A 19,997-nucleotide genomic window follows, 5' to 3' on the forward strand; every position below is an offset into this window, starting at 1 on the left:
AAATTAAAAGAGGGGGTTATCGTTTTTAAACGATAACCCCCTCTTTTAATTTGCATACGAAGATGCAATTCTATTCCACCTCCCTTGAACTCCGGACAACGGTGAACGGTCAACGGTCAACGATCAACGGTCAACGAAACTGTAACCTTCTTCGTATTTCTACGTCTCATCGTTAACCATTGTTAAAAAACCTTAAATAAGGCGTTGCCATGTTCTTTATACGAAAAAGGTCGTATATTCGACCCGTAAAACCGCAAACTATGTCAGTAACCAGATCAATTAAGCCTACAGAGAGCGAGTTGGAAATATTGCAAATCCTTTGGACAAAGGGCCTGGCAACAGTAAGAGAGGTGCATGAAGAACTGGCGTCTTTGAAAGAAGTCGGGTACACGACCACTCTGAAACTGATGCAGATCATGCATGAGAAAGGGTTGGTAAAGAGGGACGATTCCATGCGCACCCACGTATACCAGGCAGCAGTGAATAAGGAGAAAACCCAAAAACACCTGCTCGGGAAGATGATCGACAGCCTGTTTGGAGGTTCCCCTACTCAACTGGTGATCCAGGCGCTGGGCGAAAGCAATGCAACCCCGGAAGAACTGGAAAAAATTCAACGCATACTGAACGATCTTAAAAAGCAATAACATGATCGCTTTAAGCCAATCAGATTTTCTGCAGGCTTTAGGGTGGGCTGTGATGAACAGCTTGTGGCAAATGGCGTTGTTGTGGATAGTATACCAATTAATAACTGCAGTACTTCAATTACAAAAATCGGCGCAACGGGCAACTCTTGCGTCCTCCCTGCTTTTTGCAGGATTCACCTGGTTTGTGTTCACTTTCCTGGTGGTGCTTGATAAAAATTCAGGCGCCGCGGGTCAGTTCACACTGATCAGTGTAGTCAGTGAAAATGAAACATTAAGCCAGTGGTTCCGGACAGGTCTTCCCTGGGCCTCGATGGTCTATCTTATTTTACTGATCTTACCTGTTTTGAACTTCGTGCGGAATTACCGCTATGTTCAGCATATCCGTCACCACGGCATCAGCAAAGCTGGCGTTGAATGGCGGATGTTCGTACAAAAAGTATCCGGTCACCTCGGTGTTCGTAAGCCGGTGCAGATCTGGATCTCTGAACTGGTGAATTCACCGGTTACCATCGGTTACCTGAAACCAGTGATCCTTCTGCCGATGGCGGCCGTCAATCAACTGACCTCACAGCAGCTTGAAGCGATCCTGCTTCATGAACTTTCTCATATCCGCCGGATGGATTACCTGACCAACCTGATCACCCGGGTGATCCAGACTGTCCTGTACTTCAATCCCTTTGTAAAAGCATTCTCCCGGATCATCGATAGAGAGCGTGAAAAAAGCTGCGATGAAATGGTGATGCAGTTCCAGTACGAGCCACACGGTTATGCTTCTGCACTCCTGGTGCTGGAGCAGTCGTCCAGGAATTCGGCCAGCAGAATGCTGGCAATGGCCGCTGCAGGTGGTAAAAAGAATCAGTTGCTACACAGAGTTGAATCGATCCTTGGAATAAAAAAGAAAGAACCGTTCTCATTCTATAAACTTGCCGGTGTACTATCTGCAGTGGTGTGCCTGATCGCGCTGAACGCGCTGGTGATCATCAGCAAGCCTGTAAAAAGTAAGTCTGCACCCGGTTTTTTCCTGTCCCAACTCTCTTCCCCCATGAGTTTTGTCCCGGGAGACAATACCTATAGCGAGATCCCCGTAATGGAAGAATTACCTGGTGAGATCCTGGCCAACGTAAAAGCCGACGATGAGCACTCCGCAGTTGCCCGGGATGCCCGCAAGGCTGAAGAAGCAGTTGCCGATGAACCATCGGTCGCCCCGCTTACCGCCCAGGCGGTAAATCCGGCTGTTGACGATGAGTTTATCAGAAAGACGGTAGAGAACGCCACCTCCCACTTCAAAATGGTCTCTAACTTCGAAACAGTGGTTCCTGAACTGACTGCTCAGCAGGAAGACCAGGTCAAGAAAGCTTTGGACGCTTCGAAAAAAGTACTTGAAGAAACCCAGTGGAAAGTTTTAGAGAAAAATATCGCTGACGCGATGACCATCGCAGAAAAAGAGAAAGTAAAAGCGGCATATGAGAAAGTAACCGCCGAAACCCAGAAAGCGAACTGGGATAAGATGTCCGACAATCTGAAGATCGCTTATGATCAGATCGATTGGGAAAACCTGAATGCCCAGCTGAACTTTGCGGTAAACAATATCCGCCTTGACAGCTTACGCCAGGTGTACAGCATCGCGATGACGGAACTCAGCGGTCTTAGCACCGAGATGAAAAAGCAAGGATTAAAAGGAATTCCGGATAGTGATATCACCCTCGATGCGATCCAGAAGAAAATGAAAGACCTGCAGAAAGCACGCACAACTCTTCAGGCTATCAAAACAAAGAAAATTATCAATCTGTAAGCGAAAGCTGAACAGTCATATAAAAAAAGCAGGCCTTAACAAGCCTGTTTTTTTATGCGCATACATGACCAGCTCGCTTTACCCTTCAGTGAACTAACTCAGAAGTATTTTACAGAGCAGTGTTTAGCAACAGGATCTGGTTGCAATGACCTGCTTTCTCCTCTCAGCTTTGATCAGCACCTAGCCGTACTTGGTGTTTCCGAGACACCGACGCCTGGCTGAAATATGAGCCTGTAGACAGGAACGCAGCAGGCGATACGCCGCAGACGCGGCGCAGGAACCATATACGACCTTGTATTTTGTGACGCTCCCCGCGTATCGTTGCGAGCACTTCCTCGACCCTACGCCAATAGCAATTAGATCCTTCGGTAGCGTTTCAGGCCCCCACTGCAACCAGTTAAGCCTGAGCGTAAGGGTTCTCATGCACGCAAAAAGTTCGGTGATTGAGACTTTCTCAGCAGCATAATTCCGGGTCTGCACATCCCTCCAATGCTGCGAACTTCCACAAAATTGGGTTCGGCGGGTAGCCCGAAGACCTCCGGCAAAACCACAAAGACAATCTCCCGCACTTAAAAAAGCTTAAGGTAAGACGGACAGGTTCCGGGGAAATGGAGAGGCGAGCGTCAGGAGGCGGCCAGTTCCCGGGCCCGGCGATAGTTTCCAAAAACGGAGCATAACCGACCGCCGATCCGAACATAAAGCAGGTCAGAACCAGGTTAAATCGCCAGGGCAACTCCCCTTTCGAACCTCAGAAAACACTTTCTGCAAATGCTGCCGGGGAGTTCAACGGTGGCGGAAATTCCGCTTTGAAAGACTGTCCCGGGCATTATATCCCCTCAAAACTGAAGCGCTTTAAACTGCAAAAACGGCAGTCTCGCAATAAATCCAGTTACACCAAAAAAGGTTTTGTATTGCCAGCTATGCCCAGCGAAGTATTCCCGCAATGACCCGATTTTATTACCGGAGATCTCAGCTATGGCAGTTAAAATTCTCCCGCCCACTAAACCCGCCAGATGATCCAGAAACCTGGACCACGTATAGCGCCTCATGAAATTCCCGGAAAATTCCAGGGACCGGAAAGATAGATGGCCTGCATGAGGCTTCGGTGCTTTTCGACACCAGACCCGCAAATTCTTCCATTACGTCAAACTGGCAAATCCAGAGAGGATGGAAAAGGGCAAGTTTGCCAGCTGAAACTTTTCAAAGTAATCTACTTCGAATCAACAAATTCAAAAATCATCGGGTGAAAAATTATATCCGGTATTTAAAAATTTACTTTAAATAAAATATTTAATCAGCCTGATAATTAGATAAATAAAATAACCTTCAGATTATATTAAAATATACTTCTTTAATTAGAAGATTAGATAATTTGAAATAGGATTCATAATAAATTGTTATTCAAATATTTATTAACCTTATTGGTTATTTAGGTGTAAAGATCACAGATATGTGCTGCTTTGGCATAATACTGTGAAATTAATTCTGTAATTTAATTATAATTAGAACTCATAATAACTATGATAAACAGTTAAAAAAGTCAATAATATTAATAGTAATAAAATTGACATGAGTTACAGCATCGGCAGCGGTGGAAAAGTCTATCATTTATTAGCTTAAAGTAATAATTTATATACCCTTCGTATATTATCAGGCTATAATTTTATTTTAGGTAAAATCCGTTGGTCTCCCCCACTCTAACTTGGTCCTATATTTGGCTGGTGTAGCCTGAAAATTAGCTACCCATAAACTGTTAGGAAGAATTAACGGGTCTCATTGGGTGGGAAATCCCAGCCTTCGTATTTTGCGGTCATGACAAAATATCTGTTAAGTGCTCTGCTGCTATCAGTCCTTATGAGTTCCTGCAGGACCCTAAAGGATCCGGTATTTGATGGTATCGAGAGTGTCTCTGTCGGGGAGGTCGGCGTGGACAGCTCTGTGGTAACACTGAATCTGAAATACTACAATCCAAATTCTTCCGGTGCAAAACTGACCAGCGCCAGTGGCAGTGCCTGGATGGAAAATAGCTTTCTCGGAACGTTTATGGTTGATTCAACCGTAAGAATTCCCGCCCGGGACTCGTTCAGAATTCCGGTCAAATTGTCGGTTGACATGAATAAGCTTCTCAAAAGCTCCATTACACTACTGTTCAAAAAAGAGGTAACTATCCGGATCGAGGGAGAGGCCAGGGCAGGTCGTAACGGCTTTTATAAGCGCTTCCCGGTGAAGTATGAAGGCCGCCAGGATATCAGCCAGTTGATCAATTTTTAGCGTTCAGGCGACTTTCAACAGCGGATCATCATCGCGGCCCGGGCATGAAAACCGGGCATAAAAAAATCCCCCCGGATCAGATCCGGGGGGATTTTTATTTCAGTCAGCCCGTTGGTGAGGCGCTATGATTTGTTCATTTTTCCGGGATCATTGTTCCGCCGGAGCCGGAGCTTTGGGCTTGGGATGTCCACCCCCGTCCTCAAATTTCTTACAGGTTTTCGGCAGACGTTTGTAAGACTCCTCGTTAGCCGGAATGTCATCGGCATCAAAACCACTGTTGGCGATCGCCGTTTTGATCTCTTCGATATTGGTCCGGTCACTCACAAACTTTACCGTCGTCTCCCCCCGTCTTGTGTTGATCGCGACGGTCTGTACCCCATCGATCCGGTCAAGATAGGTAGTTACCCTTTTCTTGCAATCTTCACAAAGAATGTTCGGCGTCTTGATCTTTGCGGTCTGTGACGGTTTAACCTGGGCAAACGAAGCTGAGGCAAAACCGAGGGCCACGAGGCAGGTCAGCAATAATTTCTTCATAAGGTTTTATTGAACGTACAAGTTACAAAACGCCTTTCCAATTGGCCGGATCATCTCGCCATTTTAACAAAATTTCCTGCTCCGACGGGTTCACGATCCCTTTTTCCACGGCCAGTTCGATCAGGGCCGGATAGTTGGTCAGGGACTCGTATCGCAGTGCGTACTTCTGGAAAGCTTCCGCCGCAACAGGAAATCCGTATGTGAAGATGGATACCATCCCGATCACATCCAGTCCCTGGGCTTTCAGCACATCCACAACCTGGAGGCTGCTTTTCCCGGTAGATACGAGGTCTTCGATCACTACAGTCTTCTGTCCTTTTTCATAAGCACCTTCGATCTGGTTCCCAAGCCCGTGCTCTTTTGGCTTCGGGCGCACATATATATAAGGAAGTTTCAATTGATCGGCTGCCATGGCGCCCCAGGCGATCCCAGCGGTGGCCACGCCGGCCAGCAATTCCGCCTCGGGAAATTTCTCGAAAATCACATTGCACATCTCTGATTTAACAAAATCCCGGATAAAAGGAAAGGATAGCACTTTTCTGTTATCACAATAAATCGGGCTTTTCCAGCCACTCGCCCAGGTAAAGGGCTGCTGAACGCTCAGCTTTACTGCGTTTGCCTGCAGCAATTTGTCCGCTACTGTTTTTTCGTTTGTCATGCGGCGAAGATACTAAACGCGAATGAACACGAATTGCCGCGAATTAACACGAATAGGTCGTTTCTGCATTAGCAGGCCATTCAAATTCGAAGACAGCTTAGTTATCCTGGCAAGTACAGGATTTGCTATTCCGGATCTGCATCCCGTTCTATGCGGAAACGACCTACTCGTGTTCATTCGCGACAATTCGCGTTCATTCGCGTTTAGCTATCTTTGCCAGATGCACATCAAAATCTACTTCAACGATAAGCCCCTGTTCCTTTGTGATGCGATCGACCCGATAGTTGAGCCGTTCATGCACCATGATGACGCGGTATTTATTGACGAATTGAATGTACATACGGTGAAGTCGATGATTCATGAAATGCAGCTGGAAAAAGTGCACGCCGGGATCTTTCTTCATGCTGACCTGCAGGAGCTGAAAGATGCTTTTTTCAAGAAATTCGACCTGATCCAGGCGGGTGGCGGCCTCATCCGCAATGATAAGGGTGAAACACTTTTGATCTTCCGCCGGGGAAAATGGGACCTGCCGAAAGGAAAGCTGGATGATGGAGAAACGCTGGAGCAATGCGCCGTGCGGGAAGTATGGGAAGAAACAGGGCTGCAGGCAAACCTCGAAGCTCCTTTGCTGGTAACTTATCATACCTATCACCAGGGCACTCATTTCATCATTAAAGAATCGCACTGGTATACCATGAAAGTAGCCGGAGAGCATACGCTCAGGCCACAAACAGAAGAAGATATTGAAGAAGCAAAATGGGTGGACGACTCTTCGCTCAGCTATTATCTGCCGCTCGCGTACCCGTCTATTGTTGATGTATTAGAGGCTTGGCTGGCGAAATGACTCTTTTTTAGGGATCACCGCCACGGTCAGCCTGCTTACACAGATCATCTTTTTAAGTTCATCATAAATACGGATATCCCACACGTGTGTGTTCCCTCCCAGGTGTAATGGCTTGCATATTCCCGTTACCCAGCCTTCCCGTGCACTACGGATATGGTTGGCATTGATCTCCAGGCCGACACAGGCCAGCTTTGTATTGTCTACCACCATTGCGGAAGCGACGCTGCCGACAGTTTCGGCAAGCACACAGGAAGCTCCGCCATGAAGCAGACCGTAAGGCTGTTTGGTACGATGGTCGACCGGCATACGGGCAGATAGAAAATCTGCACCCAGTTCTACCCATTCAATTCCCAGGTGTTCAGCTATTGTTCCCGGGGCAAAAGAGCTTAATTGACCGATAGACAGGTCTTTTTCAAACCAGATAGGTGTTATGTTGCTCATAGTTTATCAGGGCTTAATGTTTTATAAACCTCCTCGGGCAGGAAGAGTTTTGCATCTCCACCGTTCCGGATGATATCCCGGACGATCGTGGAAGCGACGGAGGTATATTTTGGTTCGCCGGTGAGAAAGATGGTCTCTATGCTGCTGTCAAGTGTGCGGTTCGCATCAGCGATTGTTTTTTCATATTCGAAATCGCTGACATAACGGATGCCGCGGAGGATGAATCTTGCGCCGATCTGCTTGCAATAATTGATGGTCAGCCCCTCATAAACGGAACCTTCCACTCGTTTATCTTCCCGGAAAATTTCATTGATCCACTGAACGCGTTGCTCTGCTGAAAACATCGGAGCCTTGGCGGCATTCAGACCAACGCCTACGATGATCTTATCAAATAGCGGAATAGCTCTGCGGAGGATATCGACATGTCCGAGCGTGATAGGATCAAAAGTGCCAGGGAACAAGCAAATGCGGCTCATAGTGCTGCGTTGAAGGTTAGAAAATAAAACGTCAAAACTAACCCCGCCTTCCAATTGACAATTATTTCAATCATTAAGCGGGGTTAGTTTTGACTTCGATATTAATTGTTATTACTGTTCGAAAGCAAATACAACACTGCCATCCGAACAGCCACACCATTTTCCACCTGCTGAAGGATGATCGATTGTTTACTGTCTGCCACATCACTATCCAATTCGACGCCCCTGTTGATCGGCCCAGGGTGCATGATCACGATCTTCTTATGGAGGCTATCCAGCAATTTGCGGCTGATCCCATAGGCCAGGTTATATTCACGGAGAGAAGAGAACAACACCTGGTTCTGTCTTTCCAGCTGGATCCGCAATACGTTTGCCACATCACACCATTCCAGCGTTTCCTTCAGGTCATAGCTGACCTCTACGTTGAGCGCTTCGCGGATGTATTTTGGGATAAGCGTTGGCGGACCGCAGACAGTCACCTTCGCTCCCATTTTGTTTAACAGGTAAATATTACTTAATGCCACGCGGCTATGCATGATATCACCGATGATGGCAACTTTTTTTCCTTCCAGTCCACCAGTAGCCTGTTTGATAGACAGCGCGTCCAGCAGTCCCTGTGTGGGGTGTTCATTGATACCGTCACCGGCATTGATGATCGCTGCGGGAATATGCTGGGCGAGGAAATGGGGGGCTCCGCTGGCGCTGTGCCTCATCACCACCATATCTACTTTCATAGAAAGGATGTTGTTCACTGTATCCAGGAGGGTTTCTCCTTTTGATACGGACGAAGCGGATGCCGTAAAGTTAACGGTGTCAGCAGACAGTCTTTTTTCAGCGAGCTCAAAAGAAATACGAGTGCGGGTCGAGTTTTCGAAAAAGAGGTTGACCACTACTATATCGCGCAGTGAGGGAACTTTTTTCACCGGGCGTTGGAGAACTTCCTTAAACTGTTCCGCCGTCTGTAAGATCAGGGAAATATCGTTGGGCGACAGGTCTTTAATGCCTAACAGATGTCTTGTAGATAGTTGCATTAAAAAGCGAAATTAGGGTAAAGAATGGAAAATTGACCGCTTTTTTATTGACGGTTTTACCGGCCCGGATGTTAATAATCCAGCAATGCCACCTCTTCCCTGCCATCCTTTTTCTTCCAGTACACTTTCACTCTTTGAGATACGATTGAATCGATCGCTTTTCCTACATAATCCGGCTGGATAGGGAATTGACGGCTGAAGCGACGGTCGATCAACACGCAAAGCTCTACTTTTTCAGGACGGCCAAAATCAAGAAGTGCATCCAGTGCGGCCCGGATCGTGCGGCCGGTATACAAAACGTCATCTATCAATACCACTCTTTTCCCTTCAATAGAGAAAGGAATATCTGTCTGATTGGCGATATGCAGCTCTTTACGGATATCATCACGATAAAATGTAATATCCAATTTGCCGTAATGGACCTGTGTGCCGGGAAATTCCTTTCGGATCGCATCCACCAGCTGATCTGACAAATAGATCCCCCTGGGCTGAAGTCCGATCAATACCGTATTCGCCAGTTCACTGTTGTTTTCCAGGATTTGGTGCGCCAGGCGTTTAATAGTAATGGCCAGTTGCGATTCTGTGAGGATCGATTTCAAGAATAATAATTTCCGTAAAAATAAAGAATTGTACGCAATGTCTTTTCATGAGAAAAGCCAGATCGTTTGACCTGGCTTATATTGTTCAAGATGATAAGATCATTTCCGGAAGGAGATATTATATCCGAGGCGAAAACTGATCCATGAATCAGATGATCCATCTTTAGCCGCCCCGGAGAAATTAACGCCAAGATCAACACCATTTTGCCAAGCATACCCGCCGCCAAAGCCCCAGGCAAATGAACTTTCAGAATTGGTGGCAGAGACATTACCGACAGATGCTTTTGCACTGAAGATGCCTAAACCCAGTTGTGGTTCGAGATAGACCCCTTTCATATTATGCCGGTAACCCAAAAGCACAGGAATGATCCGGACGCTGGATTTGTCCACTCCGAGCATTTGCCGCAGATCGCTCTTTACGTTGTAAACGGTATACCCCGTCGTTAAGCTGACCTGGCCGGCATTGCCAATTCCCAATAACCCTTTTGCGTATCCTCCGAATCCGACAGTGCAAATGTCCCCGAAGTCACCGAGAGGAATACCGACATCAGCTCCAAAGCCGATTGAATTATTTCCTTTTTGAGCGTGTGTGGTGAGGGTGATAATTATGATAGCGATCGTTAAAAAAAGCTTTCTCATAAATAGTGGTTTGGTTTGAATTAATGGATAAATATAACAGGAGTTTCAGAGAAAGTGAAATGTGCTGACCCTGCGAAAGATAAAATGTAAGTTTATCGGCCAAGAAAGAAAGACATTTTCAAACGACCACCACTGGCGTAAAAAAGAATAGCCTTCACGATGTGAAGGCTATTCTTTATGCTTAATTGTTTTTACAATTAGAACTTGATGATACCAGACAGACCCAGGGTGCTGATAGTAACATCATCAGAAATACCCTGATAGCTCAACGCCAGTTGGAATTTACCTGCGTCATAACCAACCTGAGGTTTGTAAGCGAAGCCACCACCATCAGCATCGCCAGTGAACAGGCCATAACCAACCTGACCAGTTACAAAGAAATTCTCAGACAGGTAACCACGAACACCTACGAGGATAGGCACTGCACCGAATTTAATTTTAGTACCAAAGCCAAGATCTTTTCCAAAGAAATGAGTGTAGCCAGTTGTTGCAACACCTTTCAATTTGTCGCTGAAGCCAAGTTCGCCCTGCAGCTCAAGACCAGCAGCAAAATTAGAGATATCACCAGCATCACCGATTGGGAGAGCAGCAACAACACCAGCACCAAATTTAAAATCTTTCTGTGCGTTAACGCCTACGAAACCAGCAACTGTAAAAGCCACTGCTAAAAACACTTTCTTCATTGAATTCTTTTTTTAAGGTTTGAATGAATAATGATCGCAAACATAATAACCAGATTCTCAAATACAAAATAAACTAGCTAAAAAAAACTTAAAGCCGTTGATCAAAAAAATCATTCAAGACTTTGTATTCAGAATATTTTTTTCTATCCTACGACCGGCGTTGGGTATGTACAGCATGTGTGAAATACACTAAGTAAAAAACCGATCCTCCACTTATATCACCACAATGAGGGATGCTTTTACATAGGTAAATGTGCGTCGTCTGTTCTGCTTTTGCTGATCTGGTTTACTGTTTGTCATTGACGGTGCAAACATAAAGCGGATACACTCAAAGTGTCATACAAAAGGGCTGAGTTGTGAATAAATATGACTGAATTGTTGCTATAACATGATAAACACCGTTTATCAAATGATACAAGTCATAATACATCAGTAAGATCAAATACATACAGTACCCTATAAGTAGTATTGCATATAAGCCCAAAAAGTACTAAAGCAAAAAAGCCGTTAACGATCGTTAACGGCTTTTATATTTCTTTGTCTGACTACTTTTCCAGGAGGAAAGGATACGTATAGTCTACCGGTGGTGTAAATGTTTCTTTGATCGTTCTTGCACTTAACCAGCGATAAAGGTTCAGTATCGAACCGGCTTTATCATTGGTACCACTTGCTCTCGCTCCACCAAAAGGCTGCTGCCCTACAACAGCACCGGTTGGTTTATCATTGATATAAAAGTTACCTGCGGCATTGCGAAGCCTGTTTGTCGCCAATTCAATTGCAGCGCGGTCACGCGAAATAATAGAACCGGTCAACGCATAAGGAGAGGTAGCATCAACCAATGCCAGCGTTTTCTCAAACTCATCCGCCGGATAAACATAAACGGTCAGTACGGGCCCGAAGATCTCTTCACACATTGTTATATAGTTAGGATCTTTTGTCTCGATCACCGTTGGCTGAACAAAATATCCTTCTGTTTTATTGCACTCCCCGCCTACCCATACAGAGGCATCTTTATCATTCTTTGCATTATCGATATAGCTTTTGATCTTATCAAAGCTTTTCTCATCGATCACTGCATTCACAAAATTGGTAAAGTCTTCAACCGTACCCATGTTAAAGCTCTGTGCCCCGGCGATCACTTTCTTCTTTACTTCTTCAGCGATGTTTGAAGGTATGTATGCGCGTGATGCAGCAGAACATTTCTGTCCCTGGAATTCAAACGCACCTCTAAGCAATGCTGTAGCAACCACATCCGGATCAGCTGTCTTATGTGCAACAACAAAATCCTTACCACCTGTTTCGCCTACTATACGTGGATAGCTTTTATAACTTGCCATGTTCTTACCAATCGTTTCCCACATATTATTAAATACACCTGTAGACCCTGTAAAGTGTACACCGGCAAAATCTTTATGTGCGAAACATACTTTACCCAATGTCGGACCATCCACATAAATAAGATTGATCACACCATCGGGAAGACCCGCTTCTTTCAGGATACGCATGAACATCTGTGCGGAATATACCTGTGTATTCGCCGGTTTCCAGACAACTACGTTACCACACATTGCAGCGGATGTCGGAAGGTTGCCGCCGATCGCTGTAAAGTTAAATGGTGTTACAGCCAGGACGAATCCTTCGAGCGGACGATACTCCATACGATTGTGCATGCCCGGACCGCTGATCGGCTGTTGTTTATAGATCTCGCTTAAAAAGTGAACGTTGAACTTAAGGAAGTCGATCAGTTCACAAGCCGCATCGATCTCTGCCTGGAATGCGTTCTTGCTTTGACCAAGCATGGTCGTGCCGTTCATATAGGTACGATACTTCGTAGCGATAAGATCAGCGGCTTTCAGGAAGATCCCTGCCCTGCTTTCCCAGCTCATGTCTGCCCAGGCCTGCTTCGCGGCAAGCGCTGCCTCTATCGCCTTGTTCACATGCGATTCATCGCCTGCATGAAAATAACCGAGCGTATGTTTGATCTCATGTGGCGGATGAATAGCTACTTTCTTTCCTGTTCTGACTTCCTCGCCACCGATATACATTGGGATATCGATCTCTTCCGCCTTTAGTTTTTTCAAAGTCGCCTTTAATGCTTCTTTTTCCTTGCTTCCCGGACCGTAGCCCAGAACCGGCTCATTCACCGGAAGTGGATATGAGAATGTTCCTATTGCCATTGGATTGTGTTGTTTTTTGTTAATAACAAACAAAGCAAAAAGTCAAAAGTAAAAAAGCCTTGAGTCTGTCAATAAATAACAAATCGGCTGTTCCAATTTTTAATGTTGACTTCTTACTTTTTGACTTATTCTGTTTCGCTTTCTTTTTCACTCAGCAGATACGCCTTGATAAATCCATCGAGTTCTCCATCCATCACAGGTTGTATGTTACCTGTTTCAAAATCAGTTCTGTGATCCTTGATCATTTTGTAAGGATGGAAGACATACGAACGGATCTGGCTTCCCCACTCGATCTTTTTCTTCTTGCTGTTGGTAGCATCTTTTGCTTCGTTGCGCCTGCGGAGTTCTTCCTCATAGAGACGGCTTTTAAGCATGGTCATGGCCTTCTCGCGGTTGCCAAGCTGAGTCCGCTCTGTCTGACAAACCACGACAAACCCTGTAGGTATGTGGGTCAACATCACCTTGGTCTCAACCTTGTTCACGTTCTGACCGCCAGCACCACCGCTTCGCGACGTTTCCATTTTTACTTCGGAGTCCTTTATCTCAATGTTGATGGTATCATCAACCAGCGGGTATACGAATACCGAGCAGAAAGATGTGTGGCGTCTTGCATTGCTATCGAACGGAGAGATTCTTACCAGTCTGTGCACACCGCTTTCTGCTTTCAGAAAGCCATAGGCAAAGGGCCCTTCAAACTGAAGCGTGGCAGTTTTGATACCCGCTCCATCTCCCCAGACCCAGTCGAGTTCCGTTACTTTCCAGCCCTGCTTCTCACCGTACATGCGATACATCCGGGCGAGCATTTCTGCCCAATCCTGGCTTTCTGTACCACCCGCGCCGGAGTTGATCTGCAGCACACCGGGCAGTTCGTCTTCCGGTTCATTCAGCGTTGCCTTGAATTCCGCATCGTCGATCAGCTCAACGGCTTTGTCAAATGCCTCTTTGGTTTCTTCCTCGGTGGCATCGCCCCCTTTCCAGAACTCAAAAAGCACAGCAAAGTCTTCTACGGCGGTTTCAGTAACCTCGTATAGCTTCACCCAATACTCATTCAGCTTGATGTTCTTGAGAATTTCGGTAGCCCTTTTGTTGTCGTCCCAGAAACCGGCACTTAACGAAAGCTGCTTATCATCTTCTATTTTATATCGTCGGTTCTCGACGTCAAAGAAACCTCCTTACCCCGGCAATGCGGGACCGCATATCTTGTAATTTTTCCTGTGTCATAGTGGGCGCAAAGATACAGTAAACAGTGGAATTCCGGAACGGTTTTGAGGTTTTTGGCCTGAAGCTACCGCTGGCTCACCAATCCGGGCCGTGCAGGCGTATCGCAAAGAACCGCTTTTTGAAAAGATCTTTGCGCGCTCTGCGGTTCTTTGCTGTCTTTGCGATACCCATCGGCTAAATATGAAGCCTGTCCCCAAATCCTAGATCCCACCCTTCAACCAGGCCGTCCGTTTCAAATTTTGTCCGGAAGTGGCAGAATAATCAAGCCGTAAGGACAATCCAGGCAATTCGGTTGTTTTCAACCTCGCATCAATAGTTACTCCCCGGCTGATGAACCTGACCGGGATTTCGTCCCCCGGCTGTTTCGAGCTTATAACCTCGGCAAATGACTCTGAGGTTGTGATAGGTTTTCCATCGAGGGAAATAATCAGATCGCCCGTTTCCAGGCCTGCCTCATAAAGCGGCGTTCCTTTCTGCACAACGCTGGTCAATTCTCCCCTGCCTTCAGCAATCTTAACCTGGTAGTTTCCGATACTGGCCCTGCCCGCGCCGGGAGCGTCCATCAAAACGCCTACAGAAGAAAATACAGACTGAAGAGACGGCCTGTCTGTTCCATGAACATAGCTTTTAAAGAATTGCTTTGCGAAAGCAATACTGGTGAGTTCTCCCAGCGCCGCCTCAAGTGCACCGATCGTATACGGCTTGCCTGTTTTGCCAAACTTTCTCCATAGCAATTGCATATAAGCATCCAGGGTTTGGTTGTGATCTTTTCTCAAGGTCAGATCAAGTATTCCCGCGATGCCCGCTCCATATGAATAATAGCTATAGAAAATGTTCCCGAAATTAGTTTTATCGATCGCCGTGGCGGCATCTGTGAAAATGGCCATTTCACTTGCCTGCACCGGTGTGTAGAATTTTCCTCCGGGAAGGTTTGTCAATCCACCTACATAAAAGCCCAGCGTCCGCAGGAACGCACTGTCAGACTGCAATCCCGCCCGTACGAGGATGAGCCCGCCATAATATTGCGTAAATCCTTCCGCCACCCACAACCCGTCACTCATATTGGCAGTGGTAAAATCAAACGGTTCCAGGGTTTCCGGGCGGATGCGTTCTACATTCCATGCATGAAAGAATTCATGGGCAGTTGTTCCGAATCGTGCTTTCAATACATCCAATGTCAGCTTATCCGCCGGGCGGGTTATCACTGTTGAGTTGCGGTGCTCCATTCCATCACCATGATTGGAAGGCATCAGGTCCATCAGGAACGTATACTTGCCATAATCAAAATCAGGAAGTTCCCCGAACACTTTGGCCGACTCACTCACGATCTTTTTCACATCACTTGCAAATGCATCCAGTACATCATCGGCTACATCTCCATGCAATACCAGTGAGATCACCTGCGATTTTCCATTTTTATGCTGAACGGTCCAGTTTCTTTCTTTGAAGTCAGACAATTCCACCGGAGAGTCCATGAAATACTGCAGATCCGGTGCGAAGAATTGCATGGGTGTTTTACCTGGAAACAGTTGCGTAGCCACTTTCCAGTTGCTTTTTTCCGGAACAATAAAATTCACTTCTACCGGAGACTTGTCCCGGCCAACCACCCACATGAAAGTAGCAGGTATATTCAGATGCGCATGGTTCCGGTCGATCGCTGAGTAAGTACCATCAACGTGATCACCAAAAAGTGTATACTCCACCATAAGTGATGTGGTCGTAAAGTTGATACTGTATACATCACCCGCCAGCTTTAATACATCCACTTCTTTCTTTGACGCACTGTCATATGCTTTAACATCGTAGATATTCTTTCCGAACTCATGTGTTGCATAACGTCCGGGGGAAGAACGGCTCATCCGGATATTGGCATATTCCTTCACCTGCGGGATAAACATCCTGATCTTTGCCTCATGGTGAACGTGATCAGGAAACGATACTTCATACCGGATGGGTTGCTGTGCATTTACATTCACGGCGCCACAAATCAAAAATGCAGTTGCAAAGAATGTATTTTTCATAAAGAAGAAAGGGTGGTTCAGAATTATTCAGGAAATAATGTTTTATCAAGATTCGGTATAATGCGCAATGCATTTTTATAGTAGATCTTTTTAAGGATATTATCAGGCAACCCTATTCCGTACATCGGCCAGAATGCGTGATATTTTTTGTGATAAGGAAAATACTCATCTTCTGTTTCAAGTACACGAAAGTATGTTGCATATTCTTCAGGCACCCAGCTATCCTTGCCAAACAGGATTCGGTCCTGGTATTTTGTAAAGAATGCTTTTGCTGCTCGGGGCTGTCGCCCTAATTCCGCGATGACGGCACCAAATTCAACAACAACATTGGGCATCGCATCAAGAAGCCCTGACAACTTTTCAAGGTCATTAGGATACCAGCCAAAATGCGCTGCTATAAAAGTTGTATTCCGGTGTTTGATGAAAATACGATGCTGTTCATTGATCAGCGTGTCCCAGGGAACAGGGTTTGTTGCGTCACGTTTACGTCCCGGATGAGTAACAAGTTCCAGCCATCTCTCATTTTGCGCATCCACGGGATCCCAGAATGATTTCGGATCAGCTGTATGTATCAATACAGGGATCTTTAATTCACCTGCTTTTTTCCAGACAGGATCAAGACGCGGATCATCAACAGCTACACGCTTTCCGGCAATGTCCCTCACTGAAAAGCCAAGGTTCTTAAAGATCTTTAACCCGTTTGCTCCATTCTTCACATCTTCCTCAAGTTGCTTTGCCGCTTTATCTCCCCATCCCGGTTCTCCTACTCCATTGAAATTGATATTCGCAAAAAGAATGAATCGTTTCGGATAACTTGCTTTGATATTGTCCACCGCTTTTTTCAACGGCTCTCCACTCTGTCCGCTCAGGTTGACCATCACTTTCATATTCAGCTTATCCATTTCTTTTATCAAGCCCGAAAGATCCGTTCCCCCCATATTGTTCTGATGATTATGTACATCAATAAAAGGGAATCGGGCCTTTGTCAGCTTGTGTTCTTTCACTACCAGTGTGGACGGAGGATTGTATGACTCAAAATCCATCTTCGCCTGTGCCAGGGCGGACAGGGGACAGAATAAGAACAGGAGATATTTTATCATGAAGCGAATATATTGATCCCGGGGAGAAAATGACCTTCCGCAGTACGTATTAAGGATAAACGGTGCATTTTTATTGCTGACATGAAATCAATCCATTCAAAAACCCGGTAGGCCCGGGGCACGGCGCAGGTTGGATATGGAGCAGGGATAAAAGTTTGGGAGCTGAAGGTTTGGAAGGTTTCAAAGGTTCCAGAGGTTTTACAGGTTCCGTAGATTCCATAGATTTTATAGGCTGATATCTCGCAATGGTTTAGTCAGTCAGGGGAATGCCTTGCGGGGGGGCCGGGTTAATATACCCGTCGCGCGCAACGATCCATTCACTTCTGCGCGCGCTGATTCATGGCGCCGCGCGCGCTGGCTAGAAATGGGCATACGACAGCAACCGCATTGCTGCGTTTGACTGTCGTCGCCCACTTTTCATCTGTATAATTCCACAATTCCTATCTCACTATCCCTTTTTTTGATCATACTAATAAATGAAAAAAAACGCACCGCCCTTTTCAGGACTGCCCTCCTCCACCAGTCCTGAAAATGACGGTGACTAAGAAATTTCTCTGTTGTAAATATCGCTGTACGCTAAAGTGAATCCATGGGAAAAACACAAGTTCTACCGGGAAAATAACGGAAGTATGGCGGTGAATAAACGACTGTTACATAAACTGAAGAACTCATTCTTTACTTTTTGCACCTGATCCTTATCCATCGGTTTAAGATCATAAGGTTCCCCGGTAAGACTACTTAAGTTAACGGTCATGCGTCTACGTGTCAGAACACAGCGCCTTTTTTTTAACCGAAAACAATTTAAGAGTATCACCTTAGATAGTTATACCACGTAGTTTTTCAGAACAACCTGCCACAAAAATCAAAGGCCTAAACAACACAATGATCTTTTCCAGGTTCACGAAATTTTTTTCATTCAACAAACTTCATCCGGGCAGTAAAATATACGCGTGCTTTCACGAAGACATACTACTACCCGAAAAACGCAATCGCATTTTTACTTTAATGATAAAGACTTAAGAAAAGGAGTGCTTATATAATATATAGTATCCCGCATTGTTTACAATCGAAGAGGGCGATCATGCCTGTAATCACACATGCACATCGTAATTGTACTAATAATCTATTCAGGATGGTCTCAATCAAAGTAGATCTACGATAAAAACGCATGCTTCTATCGTGTTTTTTCTACTACGTAAAAACTACATGAACTTATTCGGGAAATTTCTTGTCAAATGCTATGAAAAATCACGAAGGATATTACCTTTGTACTCGCATTCGATACCTGTTAAGAAAACGTACCCACCATGAACTCTAAGTTATCAAAGGCAGCTAATGCCTTTGCAAATCCATCTGCGGCTTTAAGAAACTGTGCCGTAATTTCTCTCTTCACTTTACCAGTGTCTGCTCTTGGACAACAGGCAGTCACCGGAATTATCACAGACTATAATTCATACTGGAAGACTTCTTCTGCATCTATGAATACAGTAAAACCTGACAACAGTCATAACCTGTTAGCTTTTACTTATAATGGCGTTCAGTACTCTACCGGTGCCAACAACGGCATCCTGAATGCAAATGGTCAGACCTATGTTGATGGCGACTTCTGGTCAATGCCTTTATCAAACTTCACCGGAGCTATCAATTCGAATACAAAAGTTGGCCTTGGCGAAATGTATGATGGAGTACATAACGGAAGGGGAACAACCAACTACGTAAATGATATCTCTTACTACTTGAATGATGGCATCAAAGGATTGAACATCGGAACCTGTGTGGCAAACCTTCCCGCAGGTACAATTACATTCCTGGTTAACAACCTGAAGCCTTCTAATATCGGAGATGGTATTCCTGACATCGTTGTAACTCAGGTTGCAGATCACAGCGGCTCTGCTGACCGTTACTCCTTCACAGATGCAAATGGTAATGTGATCGGCCAGTCAAAAGAAGTTACATTCAACAGCATTCCTGTTATTGCAAACTGGACTGCCGACTTCTACGAAGCATCGACCAACCCGATGACACTTTCCTCCGGCTTCACTAATACAGACCGCCCGGTGCGTTTATGGGCAGCTGACCTGAGCGACTTCGGCATCACTGCCGCAAACTATGCCGCTATCAAGAATTTCCGCATCAACCTTTCCGGTAACAGTGACGTGGCATTTGTTGCATATAACAACAAGACCATGACCATCGCAACAGTATTACCTGCGGAATTGAAAGATTTCGGTGTCCGCGAAACGAACGGTAAAGCTGCGATCAACTGGACTACCACTAACGAAAAAGATGTTGAATACTTTGTGGTAGAGAAATCAACTGATGGCACAACTTTCACTGGCATAGATACGGTAAAAGCAAAAGGAAACAGCACGACCATCCAGCAATATGCTTCAGTGGATGCACAACTGAAAGGAGGAATAACATACTATCGCCTTAAGACTGTCGACCTGGGCAAACATTATTCTTACAGCAAAACAGCACAGATACAGATCAAAGAAAGCGTAGTACGCGTATTCCCCAATCCTGCTGTCGAAAAGATCACTGTCAGCTATTCAAATTCAGCTGCTGAAAGTATCTTGATCTACAACACATCAGGTGTACTGATGCAACAAAAGAAAGCAGATCGCAACAGTACGCAAACAAGCCTTGATGTTTCTTCTTATGCAAAAGGCATTTATTATCTCGTAGTAGAAAGCGATCGCGAAAAAACAACCAGATCATTTGTTGTAAGATAAACCTTGATCCAAAAATTACATGGCCGCCTCAGTGCGGCCTTTTTTGTTCTATGTCATCGATAGACGATCAGGTTAACATCCTGGGGAGGATGTTCGAAAGTTCAATGGATTGAACCTGGCATACAAGGCTG

At 45.5% G+C, this 19,997-nt stretch carries 17 protein-coding genes; 5 read left to right on the forward strand and 12 right to left on the reverse strand.

Features of this window, described 5'->3' with window-relative positions; translation table 11 throughout:
- Positions 1-260: 260 nt before the first annotated feature.
- The 3 genes from LZZ85_RS23860 to LZZ85_RS23870 all read left to right on the forward strand — a co-directional run bounded on the left by LZZ85_RS23860 (position 261) and on the right by LZZ85_RS23870 (position 4,707).
- Positions 261-644: a BlaI/MecI/CopY family transcriptional regulator gene (locus LZZ85_RS23860; protein ID WP_237876038.1), complete on the forward strand. Its 384-nt coding sequence runs from the start codon at positions 261-263 to the stop codon at positions 642-644.
- Position 645: 1 nt separating this feature from the next.
- A complete protein-coding gene (locus LZZ85_RS23865; RefSeq protein ID WP_237876040.1) occupies positions 646-2,436 on the forward strand; it encodes a M56 family metallopeptidase in 1,791 nt (596 codons plus the stop codon).
- A 1,854-nt stretch (positions 2,437-4,290) separates the two neighbouring features.
- Complete coding sequence (locus LZZ85_RS23870) at positions 4,291-4,707, forward strand: LEA/WHy family protein (RefSeq protein WP_237876042.1); 417 nt, start codon at positions 4,291-4,293, stop codon at positions 4,705-4,707.
- Between the two features lie 147 nt (positions 4,708-4,854).
- Here the strand turns inward: LZZ85_RS23870 and LZZ85_RS23875 are convergent, their stop codons facing one another.
- Together LZZ85_RS23875 and pyrE are read right to left on the reverse strand one after the other, a co-directional pair.
- Positions 4,855-5,241, reverse strand: coding sequence for a heavy-metal-associated domain-containing protein (locus tag LZZ85_RS23875; protein ID WP_237876044.1), 387 nt, complete (start codon positions 5,239-5,241; stop codon positions 4,855-4,857).
- A 22-nt stretch (positions 5,242-5,263) separates the two neighbouring features.
- Positions 5,264-5,899: an orotate phosphoribosyltransferase gene (pyrE, locus tag LZZ85_RS23880; protein WP_237876046.1), complete on the reverse strand. Its 636-nt coding sequence runs from the start codon at positions 5,897-5,899 to the stop codon at positions 5,264-5,266.
- 220 nt (positions 5,900-6,119) lie between these two features.
- Between pyrE and LZZ85_RS23885 the strand changes: the two genes are divergently transcribed.
- Complete coding sequence (locus LZZ85_RS23885) at positions 6,120-6,743, forward strand: NUDIX hydrolase (RefSeq protein WP_237876048.1); 624 nt, start codon at positions 6,120-6,122, stop codon at positions 6,741-6,743.
- Here the strand turns inward: LZZ85_RS23885 and LZZ85_RS23890 are convergent.
- The 10 genes from LZZ85_RS23890 to LZZ85_RS23935 all read right to left on the reverse strand — a co-directional run bounded on the left by LZZ85_RS23890 (position 6,720) and on the right by LZZ85_RS23935 (position 17,131).
- Positions 6,720-7,184, reverse strand: a complete 465-nt coding sequence (locus LZZ85_RS23890) for a hotdog fold thioesterase (protein WP_237876050.1) — start codon at positions 7,182-7,184, stop codon at positions 6,720-6,722. The genes LZZ85_RS23885 and LZZ85_RS23890 overlap by 24 nt on opposite strands.
- Positions 7,181-7,660 (reverse strand): pantetheine-phosphate adenylyltransferase, encoded by a 480-nt coding sequence (coaD, locus tag LZZ85_RS23895; protein ID WP_237876052.1) that lies wholly within the window; start codon positions 7,658-7,660, stop codon positions 7,181-7,183. Before coaD ends, LZZ85_RS23890 begins: the two co-directional genes overlap by 4 nt.
- Before the next feature lie 101 nt (positions 7,661-7,761).
- Positions 7,762-8,691 (reverse strand): aspartate carbamoyltransferase catalytic subunit, encoded by a 930-nt coding sequence (locus tag LZZ85_RS23900; protein ID WP_237876054.1) that lies wholly within the window; start codon positions 8,689-8,691, stop codon positions 7,762-7,764.
- Positions 8,692-8,762: 71 nt separating this feature from the next.
- A complete protein-coding gene (gene pyrR / locus LZZ85_RS23905) occupies positions 8,763-9,290 on the reverse strand; it encodes a bifunctional pyr operon transcriptional regulator/uracil phosphoribosyltransferase PyrR (RefSeq protein WP_237876056.1) in 528 nt (175 codons plus the stop codon).
- Between the two features lie 99 nt (positions 9,291-9,389).
- Entirely contained in the window at positions 9,390-9,929 is a 540-nt protein-coding gene (locus tag LZZ85_RS23910; protein ID WP_237876058.1) for an outer membrane beta-barrel protein, read from the reverse strand.
- A gap of 197 nt (positions 9,930-10,126) precedes the next feature.
- Positions 10,127-10,612, reverse strand: coding sequence for a hypothetical protein (locus LZZ85_RS23915; RefSeq protein WP_237876060.1), 486 nt, complete (start codon positions 10,610-10,612; stop codon positions 10,127-10,129).
- Between the two features lie 545 nt (positions 10,613-11,157).
- Positions 11,158-12,789, reverse strand: a complete 1,632-nt coding sequence (gene pruA, locus LZZ85_RS23920) for an L-glutamate gamma-semialdehyde dehydrogenase (RefSeq protein ID WP_237876062.1) — start codon at positions 12,787-12,789, stop codon at positions 11,158-11,160.
- Between the two features lie 125 nt (positions 12,790-12,914).
- A protein-coding gene (gene prfB / locus LZZ85_RS23925; RefSeq protein WP_237876064.1) for a peptide chain release factor 2 occupies positions 12,915-14,010 on the reverse strand; the annotation gives its coding sequence in 2 pieces (ribosomal slippage) (positions 12,915-13,949 and positions 13,951-14,010; 1,095 coding nt in all).
- 200 nt (positions 14,011-14,210) lie between these two features.
- Entirely contained in the window at positions 14,211-16,031 is a 1,821-nt protein-coding gene (locus LZZ85_RS23930) for a M61 family metallopeptidase (protein WP_237876067.1), read from the reverse strand.
- Positions 16,032-16,054: 23 nt separating this feature from the next.
- Complete coding sequence (locus LZZ85_RS23935) at positions 16,055-17,131, reverse strand: amidohydrolase family protein (protein ID WP_237876069.1); 1,077 nt, start codon at positions 17,129-17,131, stop codon at positions 16,055-16,057.
- A gap of 1,307 nt (positions 17,132-18,438) precedes the next feature.
- Here LZZ85_RS23935 and LZZ85_RS23940 point away from each other — a divergent pair.
- Positions 18,439-19,866, forward strand: coding sequence for a T9SS type A sorting domain-containing protein (locus tag LZZ85_RS23940; protein ID WP_237876070.1), 1,428 nt, complete (start codon positions 18,439-18,441; stop codon positions 19,864-19,866).
- Positions 19,867-19,997 lie beyond the last annotated feature (131 nt).

The sequence above is a fragment of the Terrimonas ginsenosidimutans genome (assembly GCF_022012415.1).
Classification (GTDB): domain Bacteria; phylum Bacteroidota; class Bacteroidia; order Chitinophagales; family Chitinophagaceae; genus Terrimonas_A; species Terrimonas_A ginsenosidimutans.

Excerpts from the sequence above, each read along its gene's own strand:
- LZZ85_RS23860 (WP_237876038.1), top strand. The coding sequence starts at position 261 with ATGTCAGTAACCAGATCAATTAAGCCTACAGAGAGCGAGTTGGAAATA.
- LZZ85_RS23865 (WP_237876040.1), top strand. The coding sequence starts at position 646 with ATGATCGCTTTAAGCCAATCAGATTTTCTGCAGGCTTTAGGGTGGGCT.
- LZZ85_RS23870 (WP_237876042.1), top strand. The coding sequence starts at position 4,291 with ATGAGTTCCTGCAGGACCCTAAAGGATCCGGTATTTGATGGTATCGAG.
- LZZ85_RS23875 (WP_237876044.1), bottom strand. The coding sequence starts at position 5,241 with ATGAAGAAATTATTGCTGACCTGCCTCGTGGCCCTCGGTTTTGCCTCA.
- pyrE (WP_237876046.1), bottom strand. The coding sequence starts at position 5,899 with ATGACAAACGAAAAAACAGTAGCGGACAAATTGCTGCAGGCAAACGCA.
- LZZ85_RS23885 (WP_237876048.1), top strand. The coding sequence starts at position 6,120 with ATGCACATCAAAATCTACTTCAACGATAAGCCCCTGTTCCTTTGTGAT.
- LZZ85_RS23890 (WP_237876050.1), bottom strand. The coding sequence starts at position 7,184 with ATGAGCAACATAACACCTATCTGGTTTGAAAAAGACCTGTCTATCGGT.
- coaD (WP_237876052.1), bottom strand. The coding sequence starts at position 7,660 with ATGAGCCGCATTTGCTTGTTCCCTGGCACTTTTGATCCTATCACGCTC.
- LZZ85_RS23900 (WP_237876054.1), bottom strand. The coding sequence starts at position 8,691 with ATGCAACTATCTACAAGACATCTGTTAGGCATTAAAGACCTGTCGCCC.
- LZZ85_RS23910 (WP_237876058.1), bottom strand. The coding sequence starts at position 9,929 with ATGAGAAAGCTTTTTTTAACGATCGCTATCATAATTATCACCCTCACC.
- LZZ85_RS23915 (WP_237876060.1), bottom strand. The coding sequence starts at position 10,612 with ATGAAGAAAGTGTTTTTAGCAGTGGCTTTTACAGTTGCTGGTTTCGTA.
- pruA (WP_237876062.1), bottom strand. The coding sequence starts at position 12,789 with ATGGCAATAGGAACATTCTCATATCCACTTCCGGTGAATGAGCCGGTT.
- LZZ85_RS23930 (WP_237876067.1), bottom strand. The coding sequence starts at position 16,031 with ATGAAAAATACATTCTTTGCAACTGCATTTTTGATTTGTGGCGCCGTG.
- LZZ85_RS23935 (WP_237876069.1), bottom strand. The coding sequence starts at position 17,131 with ATGATAAAATATCTCCTGTTCTTATTCTGTCCCCTGTCCGCCCTGGCA.
- LZZ85_RS23940 (WP_237876070.1), top strand. The coding sequence starts at position 18,439 with ATGAACTCTAAGTTATCAAAGGCAGCTAATGCCTTTGCAAATCCATCT.